15 protein-coding genes are annotated in these 19,351 nt (G+C 49.8%); 5 read left to right on the plus strand and 10 right to left on the minus strand.

Going from position 1 to position 19,351, the window contains the following annotated elements:
- Positions 1 to 27: 27 nt before the first annotated feature.
- Positions 28 to 1,011 carry a phosphotransferase enzyme family protein gene (locus tag ICL55_RS06865; RefSeq protein ID WP_188095283.1) on the plus strand — a complete coding sequence of 328 codons (984 nt, stop codon included), beginning with the start codon at positions 28 to 30 and terminating at the stop codon, positions 1,009 to 1,011.
- On the opposite strand, the gene ICL55_RS06870 is transcribed toward ICL55_RS06865, so the two are convergent.
- The 5 genes from ICL55_RS06870 to ICL55_RS06885 form a co-directional block, all read right to left on the minus strand.
- Complete coding sequence (locus tag ICL55_RS06870) at positions 1,012 to 1,353, minus strand: DUF6265 family protein (RefSeq protein ID WP_188095284.1); 342 nt, start codon at positions 1,351 to 1,353, stop codon at positions 1,012 to 1,014.
- Positions 1,354 to 1,553: 200 nt separating this feature from the next.
- Positions 1,554 to 2,738: an efflux RND transporter periplasmic adaptor subunit gene (locus tag ICL55_RS06875; RefSeq protein ID WP_188095286.1), complete on the minus strand. Its 1,185-nt coding sequence runs from the start codon at positions 2,736 to 2,738 to the stop codon at positions 1,554 to 1,556.
- 12 nt (positions 2,739 to 2,750) lie between these two features.
- Positions 2,751 to 3,986 carry a TolC family protein gene (locus ICL55_RS35180; RefSeq protein WP_246496162.1) on the minus strand — a complete coding sequence of 412 codons (1,236 nt, stop codon included), beginning with the start codon at positions 3,984 to 3,986 and terminating at the stop codon, positions 2,751 to 2,753.
- Entirely contained in the window at positions 3,983 to 7,114 is a 3,132-nt protein-coding gene (locus ICL55_RS06880; protein ID WP_246496163.1) for an efflux RND transporter permease subunit, read from the minus strand. Before ICL55_RS06880 ends, ICL55_RS35180 begins: the two co-directional genes overlap by 4 nt.
- A 97-nt stretch (positions 7,115 to 7,211) precedes the next feature.
- The gene (locus ICL55_RS06885) at positions 7,212 to 7,520 is read right to left on the minus strand and encodes a DUF6660 family protein (protein WP_188095288.1); all 309 of its coding nucleotides are present in this window, start codon (positions 7,518 to 7,520) and stop codon (positions 7,212 to 7,214) included.
- A 103-nt stretch (positions 7,521 to 7,623) separates the two neighbouring features.
- Between ICL55_RS06885 and ICL55_RS06890 the strand changes: the two genes are divergently transcribed.
- From ICL55_RS06890 to ICL55_RS06900, 3 genes are all read left to right on the plus strand, one after another.
- Positions 7,624 to 8,319 (plus strand): LytR/AlgR family response regulator transcription factor, encoded by a 696-nt coding sequence (locus ICL55_RS06890; protein ID WP_188095290.1) that lies wholly within the window; start codon positions 7,624 to 7,626, stop codon positions 8,317 to 8,319.
- A gap of 86 nt (positions 8,320 to 8,405) precedes the next feature.
- On the plus strand, positions 8,406 to 10,640 hold the full coding sequence (locus tag ICL55_RS06895; RefSeq protein WP_188095292.1) for an ATP-binding protein: 2,235 nt from the start codon (positions 8,406 to 8,408) through the stop codon (positions 10,638 to 10,640).
- 155 nt (positions 10,641 to 10,795) lie between these two features.
- A complete protein-coding gene (locus tag ICL55_RS06900; protein ID WP_188095295.1) occupies positions 10,796 to 10,999 on the plus strand; it encodes an acid-shock protein in 204 nt (67 codons plus the stop codon).
- A gap of 358 nt (positions 11,000 to 11,357) precedes the next feature.
- Here ICL55_RS06900 and ICL55_RS06905 read toward each other — a convergent pair whose 3' ends face one another.
- Both ICL55_RS06905 and gyrA read right to left on the minus strand, forming a co-directional pair.
- Entirely contained in the window at positions 11,358 to 12,611 is a 1,254-nt protein-coding gene (locus ICL55_RS06905; protein WP_188095297.1) for a tetratricopeptide repeat protein, read from the minus strand.
- A 180-nt stretch (positions 12,612 to 12,791) separates the two neighbouring features.
- A complete protein-coding gene (gyrA, locus tag ICL55_RS06910) occupies positions 12,792 to 15,383 on the minus strand; it encodes a DNA gyrase subunit A (protein WP_188095299.1) in 2,592 nt (863 codons plus the stop codon).
- A 421-nt stretch (positions 15,384 to 15,804) separates the two neighbouring features.
- Between gyrA and ICL55_RS06915 the strand changes: the two genes are divergently transcribed.
- Positions 15,805 to 17,133 (plus strand): saccharopine dehydrogenase C-terminal domain-containing protein, encoded by a 1,329-nt coding sequence (locus ICL55_RS06915; RefSeq protein WP_188095301.1) that lies wholly within the window; start codon positions 15,805 to 15,807, stop codon positions 17,131 to 17,133.
- A gap of 83 nt (positions 17,134 to 17,216) precedes the next feature.
- On the opposite strand, the gene ICL55_RS06920 is transcribed toward ICL55_RS06915, so the two are convergent.
- The 3 genes from ICL55_RS06920 to ICL55_RS06930 form a co-directional block, all read right to left on the minus strand.
- On the minus strand, positions 17,217 to 17,894 hold the full coding sequence (locus ICL55_RS06920; protein ID WP_188095303.1) for an SIR2 family NAD-dependent protein deacylase: 678 nt from the start codon (positions 17,892 to 17,894) through the stop codon (positions 17,217 to 17,219).
- A 23-nt stretch (positions 17,895 to 17,917) separates the two neighbouring features.
- Positions 17,918 to 18,790: a DUF4349 domain-containing protein gene (locus ICL55_RS06925; RefSeq protein WP_188095306.1), complete on the minus strand. Its 873-nt coding sequence runs from the start codon at positions 18,788 to 18,790 to the stop codon at positions 17,918 to 17,920.
- Positions 18,791 to 18,929: 139 nt separating this feature from the next.
- Positions 18,930 to 19,340, minus strand: a complete 411-nt coding sequence (locus tag ICL55_RS06930) for an EVE domain-containing protein (RefSeq protein WP_169226402.1) — start codon at positions 19,338 to 19,340, stop codon at positions 18,930 to 18,932.
- Positions 19,341 to 19,351: the final 11 nt, after the last annotated feature.

Raw genomic sequence — 19,351 nt, forward strand, 5'->3', positions numbered from 1 at the left:
AAAACGAAAAACAGTTATCTTCATGAGATGAAAACAGTTTTCCCTGCCACTTATTCGACCCTCTGCCCTGACGCCTTATCCTCTTTCCTCTCCGAAAAATACGCGCTCGGACATGTCCAATGCAAACTACTGGTCCGCGGCGTTGGCGATACCTATCTGGCCGAAACAGCGGACAACCGTTTTATACTCCGGGTTTATCGTTCCTCCCACCGCAGCCTGTCACAAATAAAAGAGGAAGTAACATTGCTACTGGCGCTGAAAGCCGCTGCAGTATCAGTATCCTGGCCCATTCCAGATGTTTCGGGAGAAAATATTCAGCTATTGGACGCAGTGGAAGGAGAAAGATGTGCTGTATTATTCAGCTATGCGCAGGGGCAGGCGGTAAGGCTTCCCAATGAAGACCAACTGCGTCTTTTAGGAAACGAAATGGCGCGTTTTCATAACGTATCATCCGCGATAGACCTGGGAAAAGACAGATGGACATTTAATAGTGATACCATGTTTGTTCGCCCGCTGGAAATGCTGAAGCCTGCTTTTGCCGGCAGTCCGGAAGACTACACCTGGCTGCAGCAGGCTGTCGGAGAAGCTGTAAAAAAACTATCCCTGGTGAACGGCTTGTCGATGGGATATTGTCACTTCGATTTTCTTCCGAAAAACATGCACTTCGGGGAGAGTACCGTCACGCTTTTCGATTTCGATTTTATGGGATATGGCTGGCTGGCGAATGACCTGGCATCCTTCTGGCAGTATCTTGCGCTGGAAGTCTATACCAAAAGAATGACCCAGCAAGTGGCGGATGAGCAGTTCGATATCCTGCTGAATGCCTATCGGCAACATCGTTCATTAGACAGCAGGGAGTTGGAAGTATTACCTTATCTCGCTGTGGGATGGTGGCTATTTTATATGGGATTTCATACTACGCATGACCAGTTCCATGCCTATACGCAACCCGGACAAGTAAAGCTGTTCACCGGACTTTTGAGACATCTGGCCACGACCTACTGGAAATAATTACATTTTCTTCTCAAAGAAAAAATCGATCGATTTACCATCACCGGAAATAGTCACCTTCAATTGATCTCCTGTTCTGGCATATACGATCTTCTTCGGGAAATCATGCTCCGGGTCTTCACAGGTGAAGCCTTCTGCGTCGATGGCGGTTATCTTAAACCAGACGAGGCCTTTGTTTTCCGCCACATCGGCCACATAGTACAGGGCGTTTTCTTTTGTCTGCAATTGCAGTCCTTCAACAAAAAGGGTATCCTTCCCTTTCATCGTCACACCAATGCCCTTCAGAGAAGAGGGCGACAACCGCTCCCAACGTTCCAATCCGGACCTATCGGGCCTGGACATTTTTTTGGTTCAGGTGCCTTCCAGCCAATGGAGCTTTGGGAAATCAGCAGCTGTCGGCGTTTGTGCTTTCACGGTAGATAGCAGTAAAATCAGCCAACCGGATAAAAGAAATTGTTTCATCGTATCAGGGAGCATTTGTTTCCGGAATATACGACAAAAGCCCGGATGTCCGGGCTTTTGTCGTATCATGTAAAGTAACCTTAGTGTCCGTGTTCTTCCCCGCTGTTCTTCATTTTGGCCAGGAGGTCATATGCTCCTTTAACCACAATCTCTTTGGCTGGTGCACCATCAGGAAAGGTGACTTCAGTATATCCCTGCTCACTGCTCCCCTGCTGCACTTCCAGCATTTTGAAATGAAAAGTGCTGTCGGTGCCGGTGGAGTCTTTCACAAACACATAGGCTTTATTTTCGAAGTTCACCACTGCTGCTTCCGGCAACGCCTGTACGTTGGCGGCGCCGGCTTCTATCATAGCCTGCAGATAAGTACCGGGCAATAACTGCGTATCTTCTTCTTCCAGATGGCAATGTACCCTCACCGTCCGCTCCTGGCTTATTTCCCGTCCGATCAGGTGCACGGTGGCGGTACGCTGCCTCGTTTCATTGGCGAGCGTAAAACGCACCGGCTGTCCGATCTTCAACCGGGGAATGTCTTTTTCAAAAACAGTCAGCTCAGCGTGCAGATGCTCCGTGTTCACGATGCGGAAAAGCACGTCCGCCGGATTCACAAACTGCCCGAGGTTCACATTCACCTGTGTCACATATCCGCTAATAGGCGCATATACACTGATGCTGCGCTGGATAGTGCCCTTTTCCAGCGCAGCCAGGTTTATGTTGATCAGCGTGAGTTTTTCGCGCAAACCCTTTACCCTGGCCTGTAACGACTCATAGGTGGCTTTAGCCTGCTGCACGGTCTTCAACGCATTCACATTCTCCCTGGACAGTTCCTGTTGACGCGTATATTCTGTAGATGCGTATTCCAGCTGGCTGCGGGCATCCAGATAGTCCTGCTGCAACTGGATGTAGTCCATATTCTCCAGCACGGCAAGCACCTGTCCTTTTTTCACCGGCATACCCTGCAACATGGTCGTCTGACGGATAAAGCCGCCCATAGGTACAGACACGCTTACAGCCTGTTGGGGTGGCACGTCCAGCAGCCCGTTCACTTTAATTGCGCTGCTGATGTCCCTTTTTTCCGGAAGCCCGAATGTAATACCGGCTGTTTTGAACTGTTCGCCGGTGAGGGTCACAGTATTCTCCGCTTCTTCATGATCATGTTCTTCGGTTTGTTTTTCCGCAGGTGCTTTTTTACTGCCGCAGGACGCCAGGGCCACGCCGGCCAACAACAGGATAACGGCTACGTATATATGAGATGAACGTTTTTTCATACGAGGTTGGTTTTAAAGTTGATGCCCACTGAGGTAAGCGATATATAATTCAGATTGTTTGATGTCATGTCGTGTTTGCAGATAACCTTGTCTTACTGCCATTACTTTTTCCAGGTTCAGGAAATACTCGGCATAGCCAATATCTCCGAGCGTAAAGGATTTCACGGTCTGCTGCTGTAACTGGTCGGCATTAGGCAAGGCATTGCCGGTATAATATTCGAGGCTGTTGCGCAGCTTCACAAACTCCTGAACGGCCTGCCTGTATTGGCTTTTCATCTGCATCACGCTGTTGTCATAAAACAGCCCGGCAGCCTGCTGTTGTTTTTCTTCTGCCCGCACACGCGCCTTCATAGGGCCGAGCCATAGCGGCAATGCCAGTCCTACCTGAAAGCCCTGGAAACGGTTGCTGCCAGTGGCCAGCGGCGTACCGGAAGCATTCAGGCCGGTACCGATCAGCGACTGGTTAAAATATCCAACGGTAAGGTCCGGCAGGATACTGTTACTGATGACATTCTTCTGCTTCTCTGCAATGGCAATATCCTGTTTGGCAAACTGCAATTGTGGATTGTCGGCAATGGCCTGAGCGTCTTCCTGCATGCTTACGTTAGCCGCGGGAATGGCGGCACCGGCAATTGTCACCGGTGTAGCGCTGCCCAACAAAGCCTGTAGTCTCGCCATAAAAATGGTTTCATCGGCTTCGTTCTGCCGCAGCAGGTTGCGTATTTCCTGCACACGTACTTCTGCAGCTGTTTTTTCTATCAGTCTGCTTTCGCCGGTTTTATAACGCAGGTCGGCACTACGCGAAAAGCTGGTAAACAGGCTGTCCTGGCTGTGAAGCAGCGCGCGCTGTTCGCGCAGGAACAACAGCTGCACATACACCTGTTTTACCTGGAACACCAGATCATTTTGTGTGGCAGCTTTCTGCCACACGGCTTTTTCGGTTTGTGCCTGGCCCAGTGCTTTTCTGGCCCCAAACAGCGTTGGGAACGGAATGCTCTGCGATACGCTGATATTGTTGTCATTGCGCACATAGCTGTTATATTGCCCATATTGCAGGGATAGGTCTGTCTTAGGCACTTCCCCGGCGGCGCGGGTCAGGTCTTTGTAATAGGCCACATTGGCGGAGGCTGACTGCAGTCCTTTGTTCTGGGCCAATGCCAGTTGTACCGCCTGCTCCATCGTGAGTGGCTGTGATTGGGAAAATGCCGCTATCGGAAATAGCAGGCATATGATTATACGGAAATTCATGAGTTACGCTTTTGGAATAATTTTTCAGAATAGATATACAGGCAGGGCAATACCAGCAGGGTGAGCAACGTGGAAGTGATCAACCCTCCGATCACTACGGTAGCCAGCGGTCGCTGCACTTCTGCGCCCGCGCTGGTGGCCAGCGCCATCGGCAGGAAGCCCAAAGACGCCACCATGGCGGTCATCAGTACCGGCCGCAAACGCGTGGCGGTGCCTTGCAGTACTATTTCCTGCAGGTCAGTAAGCCCGTCTTTTTTTAGCCGGTTAAACTCCCCTATCAGCACAATCCCGTTAAGCACGGCCACACCAAACAGGGCAATGAAGCCCACGCCGGCAGAGATGCTGAACGGCATACCCCGCAGCAGCAGGGCGAACACACCACCGATGGCGGCCATAGGGATAGCGGTAAAAATGAGCAGCGACTGTTTCACCGAGCTAAAAGTGAAATACAGCAGCGCGAAGATGAGCAACAGGGCGATCGGCACGGCAATGGCTAAACGCGCATTGGCCTCCCGCAGGTTCTCAAACTGACCGCCATAACGGATAAAGTAGCCGGTCGGCAGCTTCACCTCCTTACCAATGGCGGCCTCTATATCTTTTACCACACTGGCAATGTCTCGCCCTCTAACGTTGAAGCCCACGATGATACGGCGTTTGGCATCTTCACGCTGTACCTGGTTCGGACCGGTGGCCATTTCCACGGTGGCCAGCTGTTGCAGCGGCACCTGATTACCGGAAGCGGTCGTAATATACAGTCCCTGTACATCCCGGATATCACGGCGACTTTGCTGGTCCAGCCTCACCACGAGGTCGAACCGTTTTTCGCCTTCATATACCAGTCCGGCGCTCTGCCCTGCAAAAGCCGTGTTGATAGCTTCGTTCACAGTAGCGATATCCAGTCCGTACTGAGCGATCCGGTCTCTGTTGATCGATACTACGATCTGTTGCAGCCCGCCGATCTGTTCCACGTACAGGTCACGCGCGCCCTCCGTGCGGCTCACAATACCACCAATTTTTTGTGCGAGCGATGCCAGGGTTGGCAGGTCTTCCCCAAATATTTTGATGCCTACGTCCTGCCGCACGCCGGAGATCAGTTCATTGAAGCGAAGCTGTATCGGCTGAGAGAAGCCGAAGCTCACGCCAGGTATGGCTTCCAGCGCTTCCTGCATTTTGTTAGCCAGTTCTTCGCGGCTGGAGGCACTGGTCCATTCTTTCTTGGGCTTTAGCAGAATGGTCAGGTCACACGCTTCCATGGGCATGGGATCGGTGGGTATTTCCGCCGCGCCTATTTTACCGATGACTTCTTTTACCTCCGGGAATTTTTTCATCAGGATATCTGATGCTTTGCCCACCTTATCGATGGTTTCAGAGAGAGAGCTACCGGTAAGCAGCCTGGTTTCCACCGCAAAATCACCTTCTTCCAGGGTGGGGATGAACTCGCCGCCCATACGGCCAAACAGTACCAGCGCCACGCCAAACAACGCTACTGCGATGCTGGTCACGATGCCCTTACGGGTAAGCGCCCTGCGGATAACGGGATCGTATATACGATGAAAGAAAGACATGATCCTGTCGGCGATAGTAGGCTTGTCCGAAATACGGCGGTTGAGGAACAGGGCCGACATCATCGGCACGTAGGTGAGCGACAAAATGAAGGCGCCCAGAATGGCGAAAGACACCGTTTGCGCCATCGGCCGGAACATCTTGCCTTCTATGCCTACCAGCGCCAGGATAGGCAGATATACAATAAGAATGATGATCTCCCCGAAAGCTGCCGAGCTACGGATACGGATAGCAGAGGTATATACTTCCTCATCCATCTCCTCACGGGTGAGTTTCACCGGGCCCCGCCCCTTCACACGGCTCACCAGGTGGTGCAGCGTGGCCTCCACGATGATCACCGCACCGTCCACAATAAGGCCGAAGTCAATAGCCCCGAGGCTCATCAGATTGCCCGATACGCCGAATAGCTGCATCATGGCAATGGCAAACAACATCGCCAGCGGTATCACCGATGCCACGATCAGGCCTGCGCGCAGGTTGCCCAAAAAGAGCACCAGCACAAATATCACGATGAGCGCGCCTTCTATCAGGTTCTTTTCCACGGTGCCAATGGCACGGCCTACGAAGTCGCTGCGGTCAAGGAACGGCTCTATGACCACTCCCTCCGGCAGTGTCTTTCGGATCTGCTCCACCCGTTCTTTCACGGCCTTCACTACCTCATTGGAGTTCTTGCCTTTCAGCATCATCACGATGCCGCCAACGGCCTCTCCGTCGGCATTACGGGTGAGGGCGCCGTAGCGGTTAGCACTTCCGATCTGCACCGTACCGATGTCCCGCATCAGAATGGGCAGCCCGTTGGGAATGTTCTTCACCACGATGCGCTCTATGTCCGCAGTACTGCCTATCAGTCCTTCGCTGCGGATAAAGTAGGCATTGGGTTTTTTATCGATGTAGGCGCCACCGGTGTTTTCGTTGTTTTTTTGCAATGCCGTGAACACGTCGCTGATACTGAGATTATAGCTGCGCAATTTATCGGGGTTGAGCGCTACCTCATATTGTTTTAGCAGACCGCCGAAGCTGTTCACCTCTGCAATGCCCGGCGTACCAAGCAACTGCCGCCGCACGTACCAGTCCTGTATAGTGCGCAGTTCACGGGCATCATACTTTTTCTCGTAGCCTTTCGCGGGGTGGACAACATATTGATAGATTTCACCCAAACCGGAAGATATCGGCGACATCTCCGGCATGCCGATACCCGGCGGGATATTGGATTTAGCTTCGCCCAGCTTCTCGTTCACCTGTTGGCGGGCCCAGTAAATATCCACATCATCATGAAACACGATGGTGACTACCGACAGGCCGAAACGGGAAATGGAACGTACTTCTTTCAGCTCCGGTATCACCGCCATGGTCTGTTCAATCGGGAAGGTGATCAGGCGTTCTACTTCCTGCGCCGCCAGTGAGGGCGACAGGGTGATGACCTGCACCTGGTTATTCGTAATATCAGGCACCGCATCTACGGGTAGCCGTGTCAGTGAGAAGATACCCCACACGACCAGTGCAAGCGTGAGTATCCCTACAATAAGCTTGTTTCTGATAGAGAAACGAATGATCTTATCCAGCATAAATAGGTTGGTATGTAATAAAAAGAGGGTATGGTGGCTGTGGTCATGCCATGGCGGCATCACATCAGCACATCATCAGATACAATAAGGACGGAGATTACAACCGGGGAGGTTGCCAGATAGAGGCGTATAACAATGGCAGCGGTGCTTCCGGTAATACCGGGAATATGATCTGCACCTGACGATGGGTATATGGTAAATGAATAGCTGCCGTGGGAGTGACCTGTACATTACAGCAGCTGCAGACACACAGCGGGGAGCAGAAATCGGCTGCTGCCTCATGATGATGGGTGTCGGCGGTGGCTATTTCGGTGGAAGGGTATACCGCGGCCGCCTGAGCGTCATTGCACGGAATGCAGGACAACACCAGGATATAAAGGCTCAACATGTATATCAACCATTTCATATCTGCAAATGTAGAACTTAAAAAGAAAAATGTGATAGGAAAAACTGCATCTCTGTTGCGGGCCAGATGATTTTATATTATGATTTGTTCCTAAATTAGCCACATGAATTGCCTGATAGTAGACGATAATAAGCTCGCACGCACGGCCATGAAACAGCTGGCCAGCCATGTGGAACAACTGCATGTGACCGGCGAATGCAGCAGCGCCATGGAGGCCTACAATCTTATCCAGAAGGAAAAAATAGACCTGCTGCTGCTCGACATCGAAATGCCGGGCATGAGCGGCCTTGAACTGACCCGTAATCTGGGCAAAAAACGACCCGTTATTATTTTTACCACGGTCAACAAAGACTATGCGGTAGAGGCTTTTGAGCTGAATGTAGCCGATTACCTCATCAAACCCGTGAGCCCCGCCCGCTTTATCCAGGCCATCGAAAAAGCCAGGGAGATCATCGACAGCGACCATCGCGAAATTCAGGTGTCTGACACAGAGTTCGTCTTCATCCGCGACAATGGCATCCTCAAAAAAATCCGGACAGAAGATATCCTCTTCCTGGAAGCCATGGGCGATTATGTGAAACTCTACACCGCACAGAAGTTTCACGCCATTCATACTACCCTCAAAGCTCTGGAGGAAAAACTGCCTGCCAACAAGTTCATGCGCGTACACCGCTCCTATATGGTGGCGCTGGACAAAATAGAAAGTATCGAAGATGGCAATATCATCATTCAAAAGAACGCCATTCCGGTCGCCGATACCTATAAAGCAGCCCTCAACAATAAATTAAACTTTCTTTAACAGTTTAACGACCATTTCTCCGTTTTGACCGATACCTATTGCCCGTTGAACAATAATTTATATGTGCGGACCTTTATTATCGTATTTTGAACCGCCTTTCCTTCATCAGCGTTAATAAAGTCATGCAGCCGAAAAGAATAAAATATTACCTGTTAGGCCTGTTTATCACAGGGATGATTTTATTCGTAGTGCTACAGTTCAATTCAGCCAAGAATATCCGTAAACTCATATCGGGCAATGAACAGCTGCTGCAGGAACTGAACGTGAAGAACGAGATCCAGAAGCTGCAGACCTCTCTCGCAAAAACCGACAGCAAGGTACGGGGCGCGGTCATCTCCCAAGATACCACCCATGTTACCGGTATTGAAATAGAGATAGCCATCATCAAATCCGATCTGAAGGAAATCAATAAAATTGTTAAAAACGACAGCACCGAAAAGCTGCTCACCCAACTCAATTATCTGGTGGATGAGAAAAACAATTTTAACCTGCTGATCCTCGACACTTTCTACAGCAGTGGTAAAAGCGCTGCTGAAAAAATGATCAACAACCAGCGGGGTAAAAGGCTGGGAGAAGCGATCACCGGCATTCTGCATCAGCTGGACACCACGCGGCAAACAGAAGTAAACCGCACCACCCGTCTCATCGATACCAGCGGACAAAAAGCGCAGAGCTGGGGCACCGTACTGGTGCTCTTTGCCTGTTTAACCAGCCTGCTGGCCTTCCTGTATATCACCAGCCGTATCCACCGACAGGAACAGCTCATTGAGGCGCTGGATGAATCGCAGCGCCAGGAGAAAAATCTGGCTGCCGTGAAAGACCAGTTCCTGGCCAACATGAGCCATGAGATACGTACGCCCATGAACGCTGTGCTCGGCTTCACACACCTGCTACAGGCCCAGCCGCTGAATGAAAAATCTAAAGAATATGTTAACGCCATCTCCGGCGCAGGACATAACCTCCTGGAGATCATCAATGATATCCTCGATCTCTCCAAAATAGAATCCGGTATGATGCGCATTGAGGCTACCTCTTTCAGCCTGCGCGGCGTACTGCATTCCATCGATACGCTCTTCCATGCCAAGGCAGAGGAAAAACACCTGCACCTGAGCATCACCATACACGAAGAAGTACCGGACATCCTCTACGGCGATGTCATGCGCCTCACACAGGTGCTGGTCAACCTCACCAGCAACGCGATTAAATTCACGCCTGAAGGGGAAGTGCGTATACACGTAACGAGGACATGGGCCGAGGATAAAAATGTTCGTTTACTCTTTACCGTTAGTGACACCGGTATCGGTATTGAGGGTGCTCAGCTGGACAGTATCTTCGACCGGTTTAATCAGGCAGAAGCCTCTACCACGCGCAAATACGGCGGCACAGGCCTTGGTCTCACCATCGTCAAACAACTGATCGAGCTGCAGAATGGTTTCATCTCTGTGGAAAGCACTCCCGGCAAAGGCACTACGTTTAAAGTAGAACTGCCCTACACCCTGGGAGAATTGATGCCGGAAAACACAGAAGCGTTATACACAGAAAAGGACCAGCTTCCTATTCATCCCAATATCTGGCTACTGGTGGCGGAAGACAACCGCATGAACCAAAACCTGCTGCGCCATCTCCTCAGCAGCTGGCAGCTGCAATACCGCGTGGTGAACAACGGTAAAGAAGCGCTGCAGGCACTGGAAAAACAAGTGTTCGACCTCGTGCTCATGGACATACAAATGCCGGAAATGGACGGCTATTCCGCCGTTGCCAAAATCCGTAAGGACATGCATTCCAATATCCCCGTCATTGCCATGACAGCCCACGCGATGGAAGGTGAACGGGAAAAATGCCTACAGATGGGCATGAGCGACTATATCTCCAAACCGATAGATGAAAATACGTTGTACCGTATGATCCAGGTGTATACCGGTAAGTTCACTTCCCGGGAGATGCTGCCATCAGCCACCCATGTACCGGAAAACGGGCACGCCCATCTGCTGAATATGCAATACCTGCGGGACCTTTCCAAAGGCGATAAAGGCTTCGAAAAAAACATGCTGCAGCAGTTTGTGACACAGTTGCCCGAAGACCTTGCCATGCTCAAAAATGCGATCTCTATCAATGATCCGGTGAGCATACGGGCCACGGCGCATAACCTCAAAACAACCGTGTCTTTTACCGGGCTGGAAACGCACCTCTATCCTATCCTGGAACAGTTTGAACAAACCGATGAAAATAACTACAACGCAGATACGGCCAACGAACTGTTCTATACCCTGAAACAGCTGTGTTTACAGGCTATTCAGGAAGCCATTGATATCACGATCTGACCCGGTCATCCCCCGATACGACCGTTCATTTTTCCTTTTTCAACGACAGTAATAACCAGTTCACCGAAACCTCCCCTTTCCGCGTCGTTACCGGCATTATTTTTACATCACAATACTGAACAAAACATCTTTAATCATTTAAAAAGACAATCATCATGAAAAAAGTTATCGCTGCTGCACTGGTACTGGGCATTTCTGCTGCTTCTTTCGCACAGGCTCCTGCTGCTAAACCTGCTAAAAAAGAAAAAGCTAAAACTGAAGCTAAAGCAGAAGCTAAACCAGCTGCTGACACAACTAAGAAAGCTCATCACGAACACAAAAAAGCTGAAGCTAAGCCTGCTGCAAAAAAAGCTGCTTAATTCACCATTATACAGCGTTTGAGTTAAAGAATAGCTCCGGGTAGCCCCGGAGCTATTCTTTTTATATATGGATCCTGATATCCATTCACCCGGGGCTACCATGTGATTCAATTTCCTGCTGATTAAGCACTTTGTATTTTACAGGTAATGCATCCACGTTACTGCCCTGTATTAAAGCCTAAACGATGATAGGATTACTTTAAAGATTGTTTCCTGAAGAGCATGCATCGGCTACGCCTGGTCTACATGAATAAAGACACCTGAATCACCATGTCGCCCAGGGCTTCAGCCCTGGGACAAAAAAAAAATCCGCCGTTGCCGGCGGACTTTTTCTCAATTATAATGTATATGCTATTTACTATTTCAGTGCGTCCAGTTTCTTTCTCACTTCTTCTACTTTCGCGTTCTGGTTTTTGATAGCGTAGATTTTCTGCAGCGCATACAGGCAGCTTTCGTAAGTCTGTTTGTCGCCGGCATCCAGGCTGCTGGCTTTCGCCGTGAAAGAGGCGTCAGCTTTCTCAAAATAAGGCAATGCCTGATTCATGAGGCCTTCTACTTTACCTTGCAGTTCTTTTGCTTTAGGAGAAGTCTGTTGTTTGCTGTCCAGTTCATTGAGCTGTTTGTTGTATACCACCGCTTTGTTAAAGTACAGTGCGCCCAGCTGGAAGTTAGCAGTAGCGTCGCTGGCGTTCAGTTCCAGTACTTTTTTATAGGCGGCTTCCGCTTTACCGATCAGCTCTTCGTAGTTAGCTGGTTTGGGTGCGTCGTTACCTTTTTCATCGCGGGGATTAGCGAGGTTGTCAACACGGATAGCGTAGTCCAGTACAGCGGCTTCGTCTTTAGGGTTGTCGGCCATTTTCTTTTCCAGCATAGACAGTAATTCGTTGGTTTTACCGGTTTTGCTGTAGAAAGCCATTTCCATATCGTTGAAGCGTTTATCCTTAGGGAATAAAGCTTTACCTTGTTCGATGGTTTTGAGCCAGTTAGCCTGGTCGCCTTTTTCTTCGTACAGCTGGCCCAGTACTACGTACAGTGCAGGTTCGCCTTTGAATTGCAGGTCAGCGGCTTTTTTCAGGAAGGTGAAAGCATCATCTTTCTTATTAGCCTGGTTAGCAGCGTAACCGGTGTAGAAAGTCAGTGCAGTATCGGTAGGGATAGTGGTGCCCAGGTTTTTGCTGTTATAGTATTCAGCGATTTCGAAGGCATGTTTGAAATCCACCAGAGAAGAATCCCATTTCTGATCGTTCAGGAAACCATAACCTGCGTTAGCTACTGTGGCATAAACATTGAACATTGGTCCGCTCATCTCCAGGATAGCTTCTTTCATTTTAGGATCAATTTCCAACGCTTTTTTGAAAGAGTTATAGGCTTCCAGGGCAAGTCCGGCATTTTTTTGTTTGGTGCCCATGGCTTCGAGGATTTTGCCGTTTACCAGCCATGTCTTTGCATCGTTTTTAGTCTTGTCGTTCTGTAACGCTGCATCGATATCTGCCTTGGCTTTCTCCAGATCTTGTTTCTTCAGGTTCTCATCTGCGCTGCTTACTTTTGCTCTTTGGGCCATCACCGATACGCCGGCCGTACAAAAGAGAAGAGATACCAATAATTTTTTCATGTCTCTAGTTTTTAGTTGCTGATTACAATAAGAGTATGGTGCTCCCAATAATCCAATACAATCGGACCCATCGTTACCACTAAAGCCGGCTGTATTTTTTTATCAGTTTAGGCAGGAGACACCTTTTGAGGGGGCATCTCCTGCCATAAGCGGGTTAATTTTTTCCGTTTGCGGTGAATACTATTCCTGCGGAGTTTCAGGTTCTTCCGCTACAGTATCCTGTTCAGTGTCAGTATCTTCGCTGGTGGAAGTGCTGTCGTTGGCTACAGTGCTTTCTTCCCCTTCCAGTACTTCTTCTGTTTCTTCCTCCTGTTCGTCGAGACGGGCCACTGCTGCAATTTCATCAGCGTCGTCCAGACGGATCAGGCGCACACCTTGTGTGGCACGACCTGCTTCGCGGATATCGGCCACCGCCATGCGAATGGTGATGCCGGACTTACAGGTGATCATCAGGTCATGTTTCTCTGTCACGTCGAGGATCGCGATCAGGTTACCGGTTTTTTCAGTGATATTGATGGTTTTCACCCCTTTACCACCTCTGTTGGTGATACGGTATTCTTCGATATTCGTCCGTTTACCGAAACCTTGTTCAGAAACAACGAGTACTGTCCTTGAGTCGTCGTCTTTGTTAACACAAATCATACCAACTACCTCATCTTTCTCGCTGTCTACTTCAATACCTCTTACGCCGATGGCACCGCGACCGGTGTCACGCACGGTATTTTCCGGGAAGCGGATAGCGCGGCCGCTCTGGATAGCCATCATGATCTGGCTGTCGCCGGTGGTCAGTTTGGCTTCCAGCAGCTGGTCCCCTTCGTTGATGGTGATAGCGTTCACACCATTCTGACGCGGACGGGAGAATTCTTCCAGCAGTGTTTTTTTGATGATACCTTTTTTGGTACAGAGAACGATATAGTGATTGTTGATATAATCTTTGTCGCCCAGGTCTTTGATATCGATGATGGCGCGGATCTTATCATCGCCCGGCAGCTGGATCATGTTCTGGATAGCACGTCCTTTACCGCTTTTCTCGCCTTCAGGGATTTCGTACACCTTCAGCCAGTAGCAGCGTCCTTTTTCTGTAAAGAACAGCATGGTATGGTGCGTGGAGGCCACGAACAGGTGCTCGATGTAGTCTTCGTCGCGGGTCCTGCCGCCAATAGCGCCACGGCCGCCGCGTTTCTGCTGACGGTAGTCGTAGGCAGAAGTACGTTTGATATAACCCAGGTGGGAAATGGTGATCACCACGTCTTCTTCCGCGATGATATCTTCAATTCTCATTTCGCTGGCGAGGTACTGGATTTCGGTTTTACGTTCGTCGCCGAATTTCTTTTTCACTTCTTCCAGTTCGTCCTTGATGATCTTCATCCGGAGCGCTTCGTCGCTAAGCACGTCTTTCAGCCAGGCGATGAGTTTCATCACCTCGTCGTATTCAGCGCGGATCTTATCGCGTTCCATGCCGGTCAGACGTTGCAGACGCAGTTCCAGGATGGCTTTGGACTGTATTTCGGAGAGACCGAACTGGCTCATCAGCCCGTCTCTGGCCACATCCGGTGTATTGGAGGCACGGATCAGGGCGATCACTTCGTCCAGATGGTCCAGTGCGATCAGGTAGCCGGCGAGGATGTGTGCTTTTTCCTCTGCTTTGCGGAGGTCGAAGCGGGTCCTTCTTACCACCACTTCGTGGCGGAAATCGATGAATTCGGCCAGCATCTCCTTCAGGTTGAGGATACGCGGACGGCCTTTCACCAGGGCTACGTTGTTGATACCGTAGGAAGTCTGGAGCTCTGAGTATTTATAGAGCTGGTTGATGATCACATTGGAGATCGCCTCTTTCTTCAGGTCGATCACCAGGCGCATACCTTCGCGGTCACTCTCGTCACGTACGTCGGTGATGCCTTCAATGATCTTATCGTTTACCAGCTGGGCGATTTTCTGGTGCAGGATGGCTTTGTTGATCTGGTAAGGCAGTTCATAGATCACCAGTCTTTCGCGGCCGTTTTTAGCCGTTTCCGCGGTGATTTTACCTCTTACCACTACTCTGCCCCTTCCGGTCTCGAAGCCCTGTTTAACGCCTTCAAAACCATATATGGTGCCACCTGTCGGGAAGTCAGGGGCCTTCACGTGTTTAATCAGTTCTTCGATGGTGATTTCCCGGTTGTCGATATAGGCTATCGCGCCGTCCACCACCTCTGCGAGGTTATGGGGCATGATGTTGGTGGCCATCCCTACCGCGATACCGGAAGCGCCGTTGACCAGCAGGTTCGGGATGCGGGTAGGCAACACCGTAGGTTCTTCCAGGGTGTCGTCGAAGTTGTTGGTAAAATCTACCGTTTCTTTTTCGATGTCTTCCAGCATAGCTTCCGCAATGCGTTGAAGACGGATCTCGGTGTAACGCATCGCAGCGGGCATGTCACCGTCTACGGAACCGAAGTTACCCTGACCGTCCACCATGGGGTAGCGCATGCTCCAGGGCTGGGCCAAACGTACAATGGTGTCGTAGATAGAGGCGTCACCGTGCGGGTGATACTTACCCATTACCTCACCCACCACACGCGCTGACTTCTTGTAGGGCTTGTTGCTGTGGTTGCCCAACTCGTTCATTCCAAATAAAACGCGGCGGTGTACAGGCTTTAAACCATCTCTCACATCTGGCAAGGCACGACCCACGATTACAGACATCGAGTAATCGATGTAGGCCGTCTTCATTTGTTCCTCGATATTAATCTGGACAATTCTCCCTTCCTGCGGATTTTCCGTGTGCTCTGTCATTTTGTGTGTTGATTTACAGTTTTTTCTGCTGAAAACAGATAAGGGCAAATATAGCCATTTCGGCCCTTATTATGGCCTAAAATCGAAGAAATGTGAATAAAAACATCATTGTGTTAATCAATTATATAGCGCAATCGATATATGACTGATTTTTCCCATAACCAACAACCATTTTTTGCTTTTCTGCGTTAGTATGTGTAATGGTTTAATTTTACTTTATCTAAAATATGTATAAATAGGGAAATATATCGAAAATTAAATATTGGCAAAGTATTTGTTTTTAATAGACTGATAATCAATAGATCGAATCACCCAGAGTTAGCTTTTGGGCGGGATATGCACCGAAATTTACTGTCAGTTCAAACATTAACATCAAAAATGCTGTTATTCCCCTGATTCTTAACCTTTTCTTAAAGAAACTATGAAGAATATTCTGTTGTTTGGGGCCGGAAAATCGGCGACCAGTCTGATCGACTATCTGCTGGCCAATGCACCTAGACAAAAATGGCATATCACGGTGGCGGACCATGACCTGATGCTGATCAAATCCAAAACCGGCAAATCATATTATGCCACACCGGCGGCCATCGACATAAAAGACCAGGCCGCCCGGCAGCAGCTGATACAGGAAACGGATCTTGTCATCTCCCTGCTCCCTCCCCACCTGCATATAACCGTGGCAAAAGACTGCCTGCAATTCCATAAAAACCTCCTCACCGCCTCCTATATCGACCCTGAAGTACGTAAACTCGAAAAAGACATTGAAAAAGCCGGCCTCCTGTTCATGTACGAAATGGGCCTCGATCCCGGCATCGACCATATGTCAGCCATGAAACTCATTCATTCTATTGAGAAAAAAGGCGGACAGATATTTTCATTTAAATCCTATTGCGGCGGCCTTATCTCCCCCGAAAGCCTGGACAACCCATGGCAGTACAAGATCTCCTGGAACGCCCGTAACATAGTAATGGCCGGCGCTTCCGGCGCTATCTACCGCGAAAAGGGCAAAACCCGGGAAGTAGCATACGAACAACTCTTTGATCATAATAAAACCATCCAGGTACCAGGACTGGGGAAACTCGCCTACTATCCCAACCGCGATTCCCTCGGATACATGGAATCCTACCGACTGGAAAATATCGCCACCTTCATGCGCGCCACGCTGCGCTTCCCGGATTTCTGTGAAGGCTGGAACGCCCTGATCAAACTGGGCCTCACCGGTGAAAACGGGAAAATACAGACCGACAACCTCACCTGCTTCGACTGGGCCACGCGGCATATCGAAGGCGCCGATAAACAAACCGGTCACGAAGAAGTGATGGCAAAGTTCCTCAGCGTCAGCAGTAAATCAAAGGTGATCCGTCAGCTGAAATATCTCGGTCTCCTCAACGGCGACCTGATTAATCTCGGTGAAAAAACAGATGCGGAGGTGCTACAACACCTGGTGGAAGATAAACTGAAGATGGAAGCATCTGATAAAGACATGATCGTGATGATGCATGAAATAGAATTCGAACGCCGTAACATGGCCACCCGCATGCACAGCTATATGATCACACAGGGCGAAGACAATGTCCGTACGGCCATGGCCAAAACAGTAGGCCTGCCGCTGGGTATTCTCGCCAAACTGCTGCTACAGGAGAAAATAACCCTCACCGGCCTGCGCATCCCGGTGATGCCGGAAGTATATAACCCGGTTTTAAAAGAGCTGGAAGAATTTGATATCCGTTTTGAAGAGAGTTTTGAGTAGACGATATGGTTATCCTGTGATAAACACTAACGGAGAAGAAAGGACTCGTGAGAGCTCCCCGAAAAACGGGGAGCTTTTATTTTTTACAACAGCGTGAGCAACTCTGCCACACCGGCCGTAGCCGGCTTTTCAATGCTGATGATATTATCATACCCTTCTACGGAAGGCAGCTTTTTATCAATCAGGTAAACGGTAGCTTCCGGCCGGATATAGTTCAGCAGGCTGGCTGCGGGATACACCTGTAAAGAGGTGCCGATCACCACAAAAATATCAGCCCACATCACCTCCCGCACGGCCTGCTCAATCATGGGCACCGCTTCGCCAAACCAAACGATGTGCGGGCGCAACTGGCCACCATCTTCCGCGAGGTCGCCCAGGCGGATATCTTCCTGCACATCCAAGATGATCTCTTCATTTTTCACGCTGCGCATTTTGAATATCTCTCCATGCAGGTGCAGCACACGGGAAGACCCTCCCCGCTCATGCAGGTCATCGATATTCTGTGTGATCACCCGTACATCGTACTTCGCTTCCAGTTGCGCCAGTCCGGTATGGGCTGTATTGGGTTGCGCATTTCTCACATCGCGGCGACGGCTGTTATAGAAATCCAGTACCAGCGCCGGATTGTTTTGCCAGCCTTTGGGGGAGGCCACTTCGTATACATCATAACCTTCCCACAGGCCATCGCTGTCGCGGAAGGTCCGGAGTCCGCTTTCTGCACTGATGCCGGCTCCGGTCAGCACCACTAATCTTGGTTTCATATGTTTTGTGTCGTTTAAGTGAATCAGGCTGTTGCGAGCGATTTTTTGTTGTTTCTCCAACGCCTTCTGATAAATATAAAAAGAAAAACGGCAACCAGCATCAAAGGCCACCAGCCCGCCACGTCTATCACCAGGCCCAGTACATTGTTCCAGCCGTTGCGGAGCGCCAGTCCTACCCGTGGAAGGAATCCTGCCGTTTCGGGCGCTGACAGGGCCAGTACCTGATAATATTCAAGATGGATGGTACTATAGCTGGCCTGGCGGTCCATGTACTGCAGCCGTCCTTTGGCCGCTTCAATCTCCTCGCGGATCGATTTCAGCTGTGCTTCCACTTCCAGCACTTCTTTCACGGTACGTGCCTGTTTCAGGATGTCGAGATAACGTTGTTCTGTAGCCACCCTTGTTTTCATGCGGGCGTCCAGGTCTACATATTCCGCTGTTACGTCCTGGGAGTTGATGCTTTTTTCATCCAGCCGGGATATGCCGCTGGTAAGCTTCTCCACGCAACTGTCAAATGCCGCTGCCGGCACTTTAATGTCGAGCTGGTTACGTTTTTCCGTGCCATCACCATGTTGTGTTTCAGCTAAAATGTACCCACCGGATTTACTAACGATACCGGCTACACGATTTTTAGCAGCCGCGAAATCTTCCACGGAATAAATGATGCGGGCTGTTTTGATGATCTTCTGTTCGGGAACAGGCTGACCGGGAGTAGCAGGAGCGGCGGCATCTGGTGCGGTGGTTTCGGCCTGCTTGGCGTCCATGAGTCCGGCGGGTGCTGCTGCTTCATCTTTAGCAATAGCCGGGACTTCATATTCAACGGTGGCCGTCGGTTGGGGTTTGTGGCCGCAGGCTGCCAATAGCCAACAAGCGGAGATAAGGGTTAAGTACTTCATCGTGATGGAATTTCCGATATGATGCAAACAATCCGGAAACTCCATAATCATTTGGTTATTTTTTTATTTGGTTATTTGTCCATTTATGGGGTTCTCTCCATGCTTAAATAACCAAATAAAAAAATAACCAAATAAATCGCTATTTCATGCCTCCCATTTCCATGATCACGTCGAACTGATCTTTGGTCACATCGCATACCGACAGGCGGCCCTGGCGGATCAGCGAGAGGTCGGCGAGTCTTTTTTCTGCCTTCATCTCTGCGAGGGTAACGGGTACCTTCAGCTTTTTTACCGGCTTCAGGTCTACCACCACCCAGTTTGGGTCTGGCGTGGTAGGGTCCTGATAGTGTTCTTTGGCCACTTCAGCGATCCCCACTACAGCGAGGCCTTCGTTGCTGTGGTAGAACAGTACCTGGTCTCCTTTTTTCATCGCCTTCAGGTTGTTACGGGCCTGATAGTTGCGGACACCGTCCCAGAAGGTCTTTTTATCTTTTACAAACTGGTCCCATGAATACTTGAAAGGTTCCGATTTGACAAGCCAATAGTTCATGTGTAAGGTTT

Origin of the sequence: Chitinophaga varians, assembly GCF_014529945.1 — a bacterium.
Classification (GTDB): Bacteria; Bacteroidota; Bacteroidia; order Chitinophagales; family Chitinophagaceae; genus Chitinophaga; species Chitinophaga varians.

Coding starts and splice junctions, on each gene's coding strand:
- ICL55_RS06865 (WP_188095283.1), top strand. CDS start 28: ATGAAAACAGTTTTCCCTGCCACTTATTCGACCCTCTGCCCTGACGCC.
- ICL55_RS06870 (WP_188095284.1), bottom strand. CDS start 1,353: ATGTCCAGGCCCGATAGGTCCGGATTGGAACGTTGGGAGCGGTTGTCG.
- ICL55_RS06875 (WP_188095286.1), bottom strand. CDS start 2,738: ATGAAAAAACGTTCATCTCATATATACGTAGCCGTTATCCTGTTGTTG.
- ICL55_RS35180 (WP_246496162.1), bottom strand. CDS start 3,986: ATGAATTTCCGTATAATCATATGCCTGCTATTTCCGATAGCGGCATTT.
- ICL55_RS06880 (WP_246496163.1), bottom strand. CDS start 7,114: ATGCTGGATAAGATCATTCGTTTCTCTATCAGAAACAAGCTTATTGTA.
- ICL55_RS06885 (WP_188095288.1), bottom strand. CDS start 7,520: ATGAAATGGTTGATATACATGTTGAGCCTTTATATCCTGGTGTTGTCC.
- ICL55_RS06890 (WP_188095290.1), top strand. CDS start 7,624: ATGAATTGCCTGATAGTAGACGATAATAAGCTCGCACGCACGGCCATG.
- ICL55_RS06900 (WP_188095295.1), top strand. CDS start 10,796: ATGAAAAAAGTTATCGCTGCTGCACTGGTACTGGGCATTTCTGCTGCT.
- ICL55_RS06905 (WP_188095297.1), bottom strand. CDS start 12,611: ATGAAAAAATTATTGGTATCTCTTCTCTTTTGTACGGCCGGCGTATCG.
- gyrA (WP_188095299.1), bottom strand. CDS start 15,383: ATGACAGAGCACACGGAAAATCCGCAGGAAGGGAGAATTGTCCAGATT.
- ICL55_RS06915 (WP_188095301.1), top strand. CDS start 15,805: ATGAAGAATATTCTGTTGTTTGGGGCCGGAAAATCGGCGACCAGTCTG.
- ICL55_RS06920 (WP_188095303.1), bottom strand. CDS start 17,894: ATGAAACCAAGATTAGTGGTGCTGACCGGAGCCGGCATCAGTGCAGAA.
- ICL55_RS06925 (WP_188095306.1), bottom strand. CDS start 18,790: ATGAAGTACTTAACCCTTATCTCCGCTTGTTGGCTATTGGCAGCCTGC.
- ICL55_RS06930 (WP_169226402.1), bottom strand. CDS start 19,340: ATGAACTATTGGCTTGTCAAATCGGAACCTTTCAAGTATTCATGGGAC.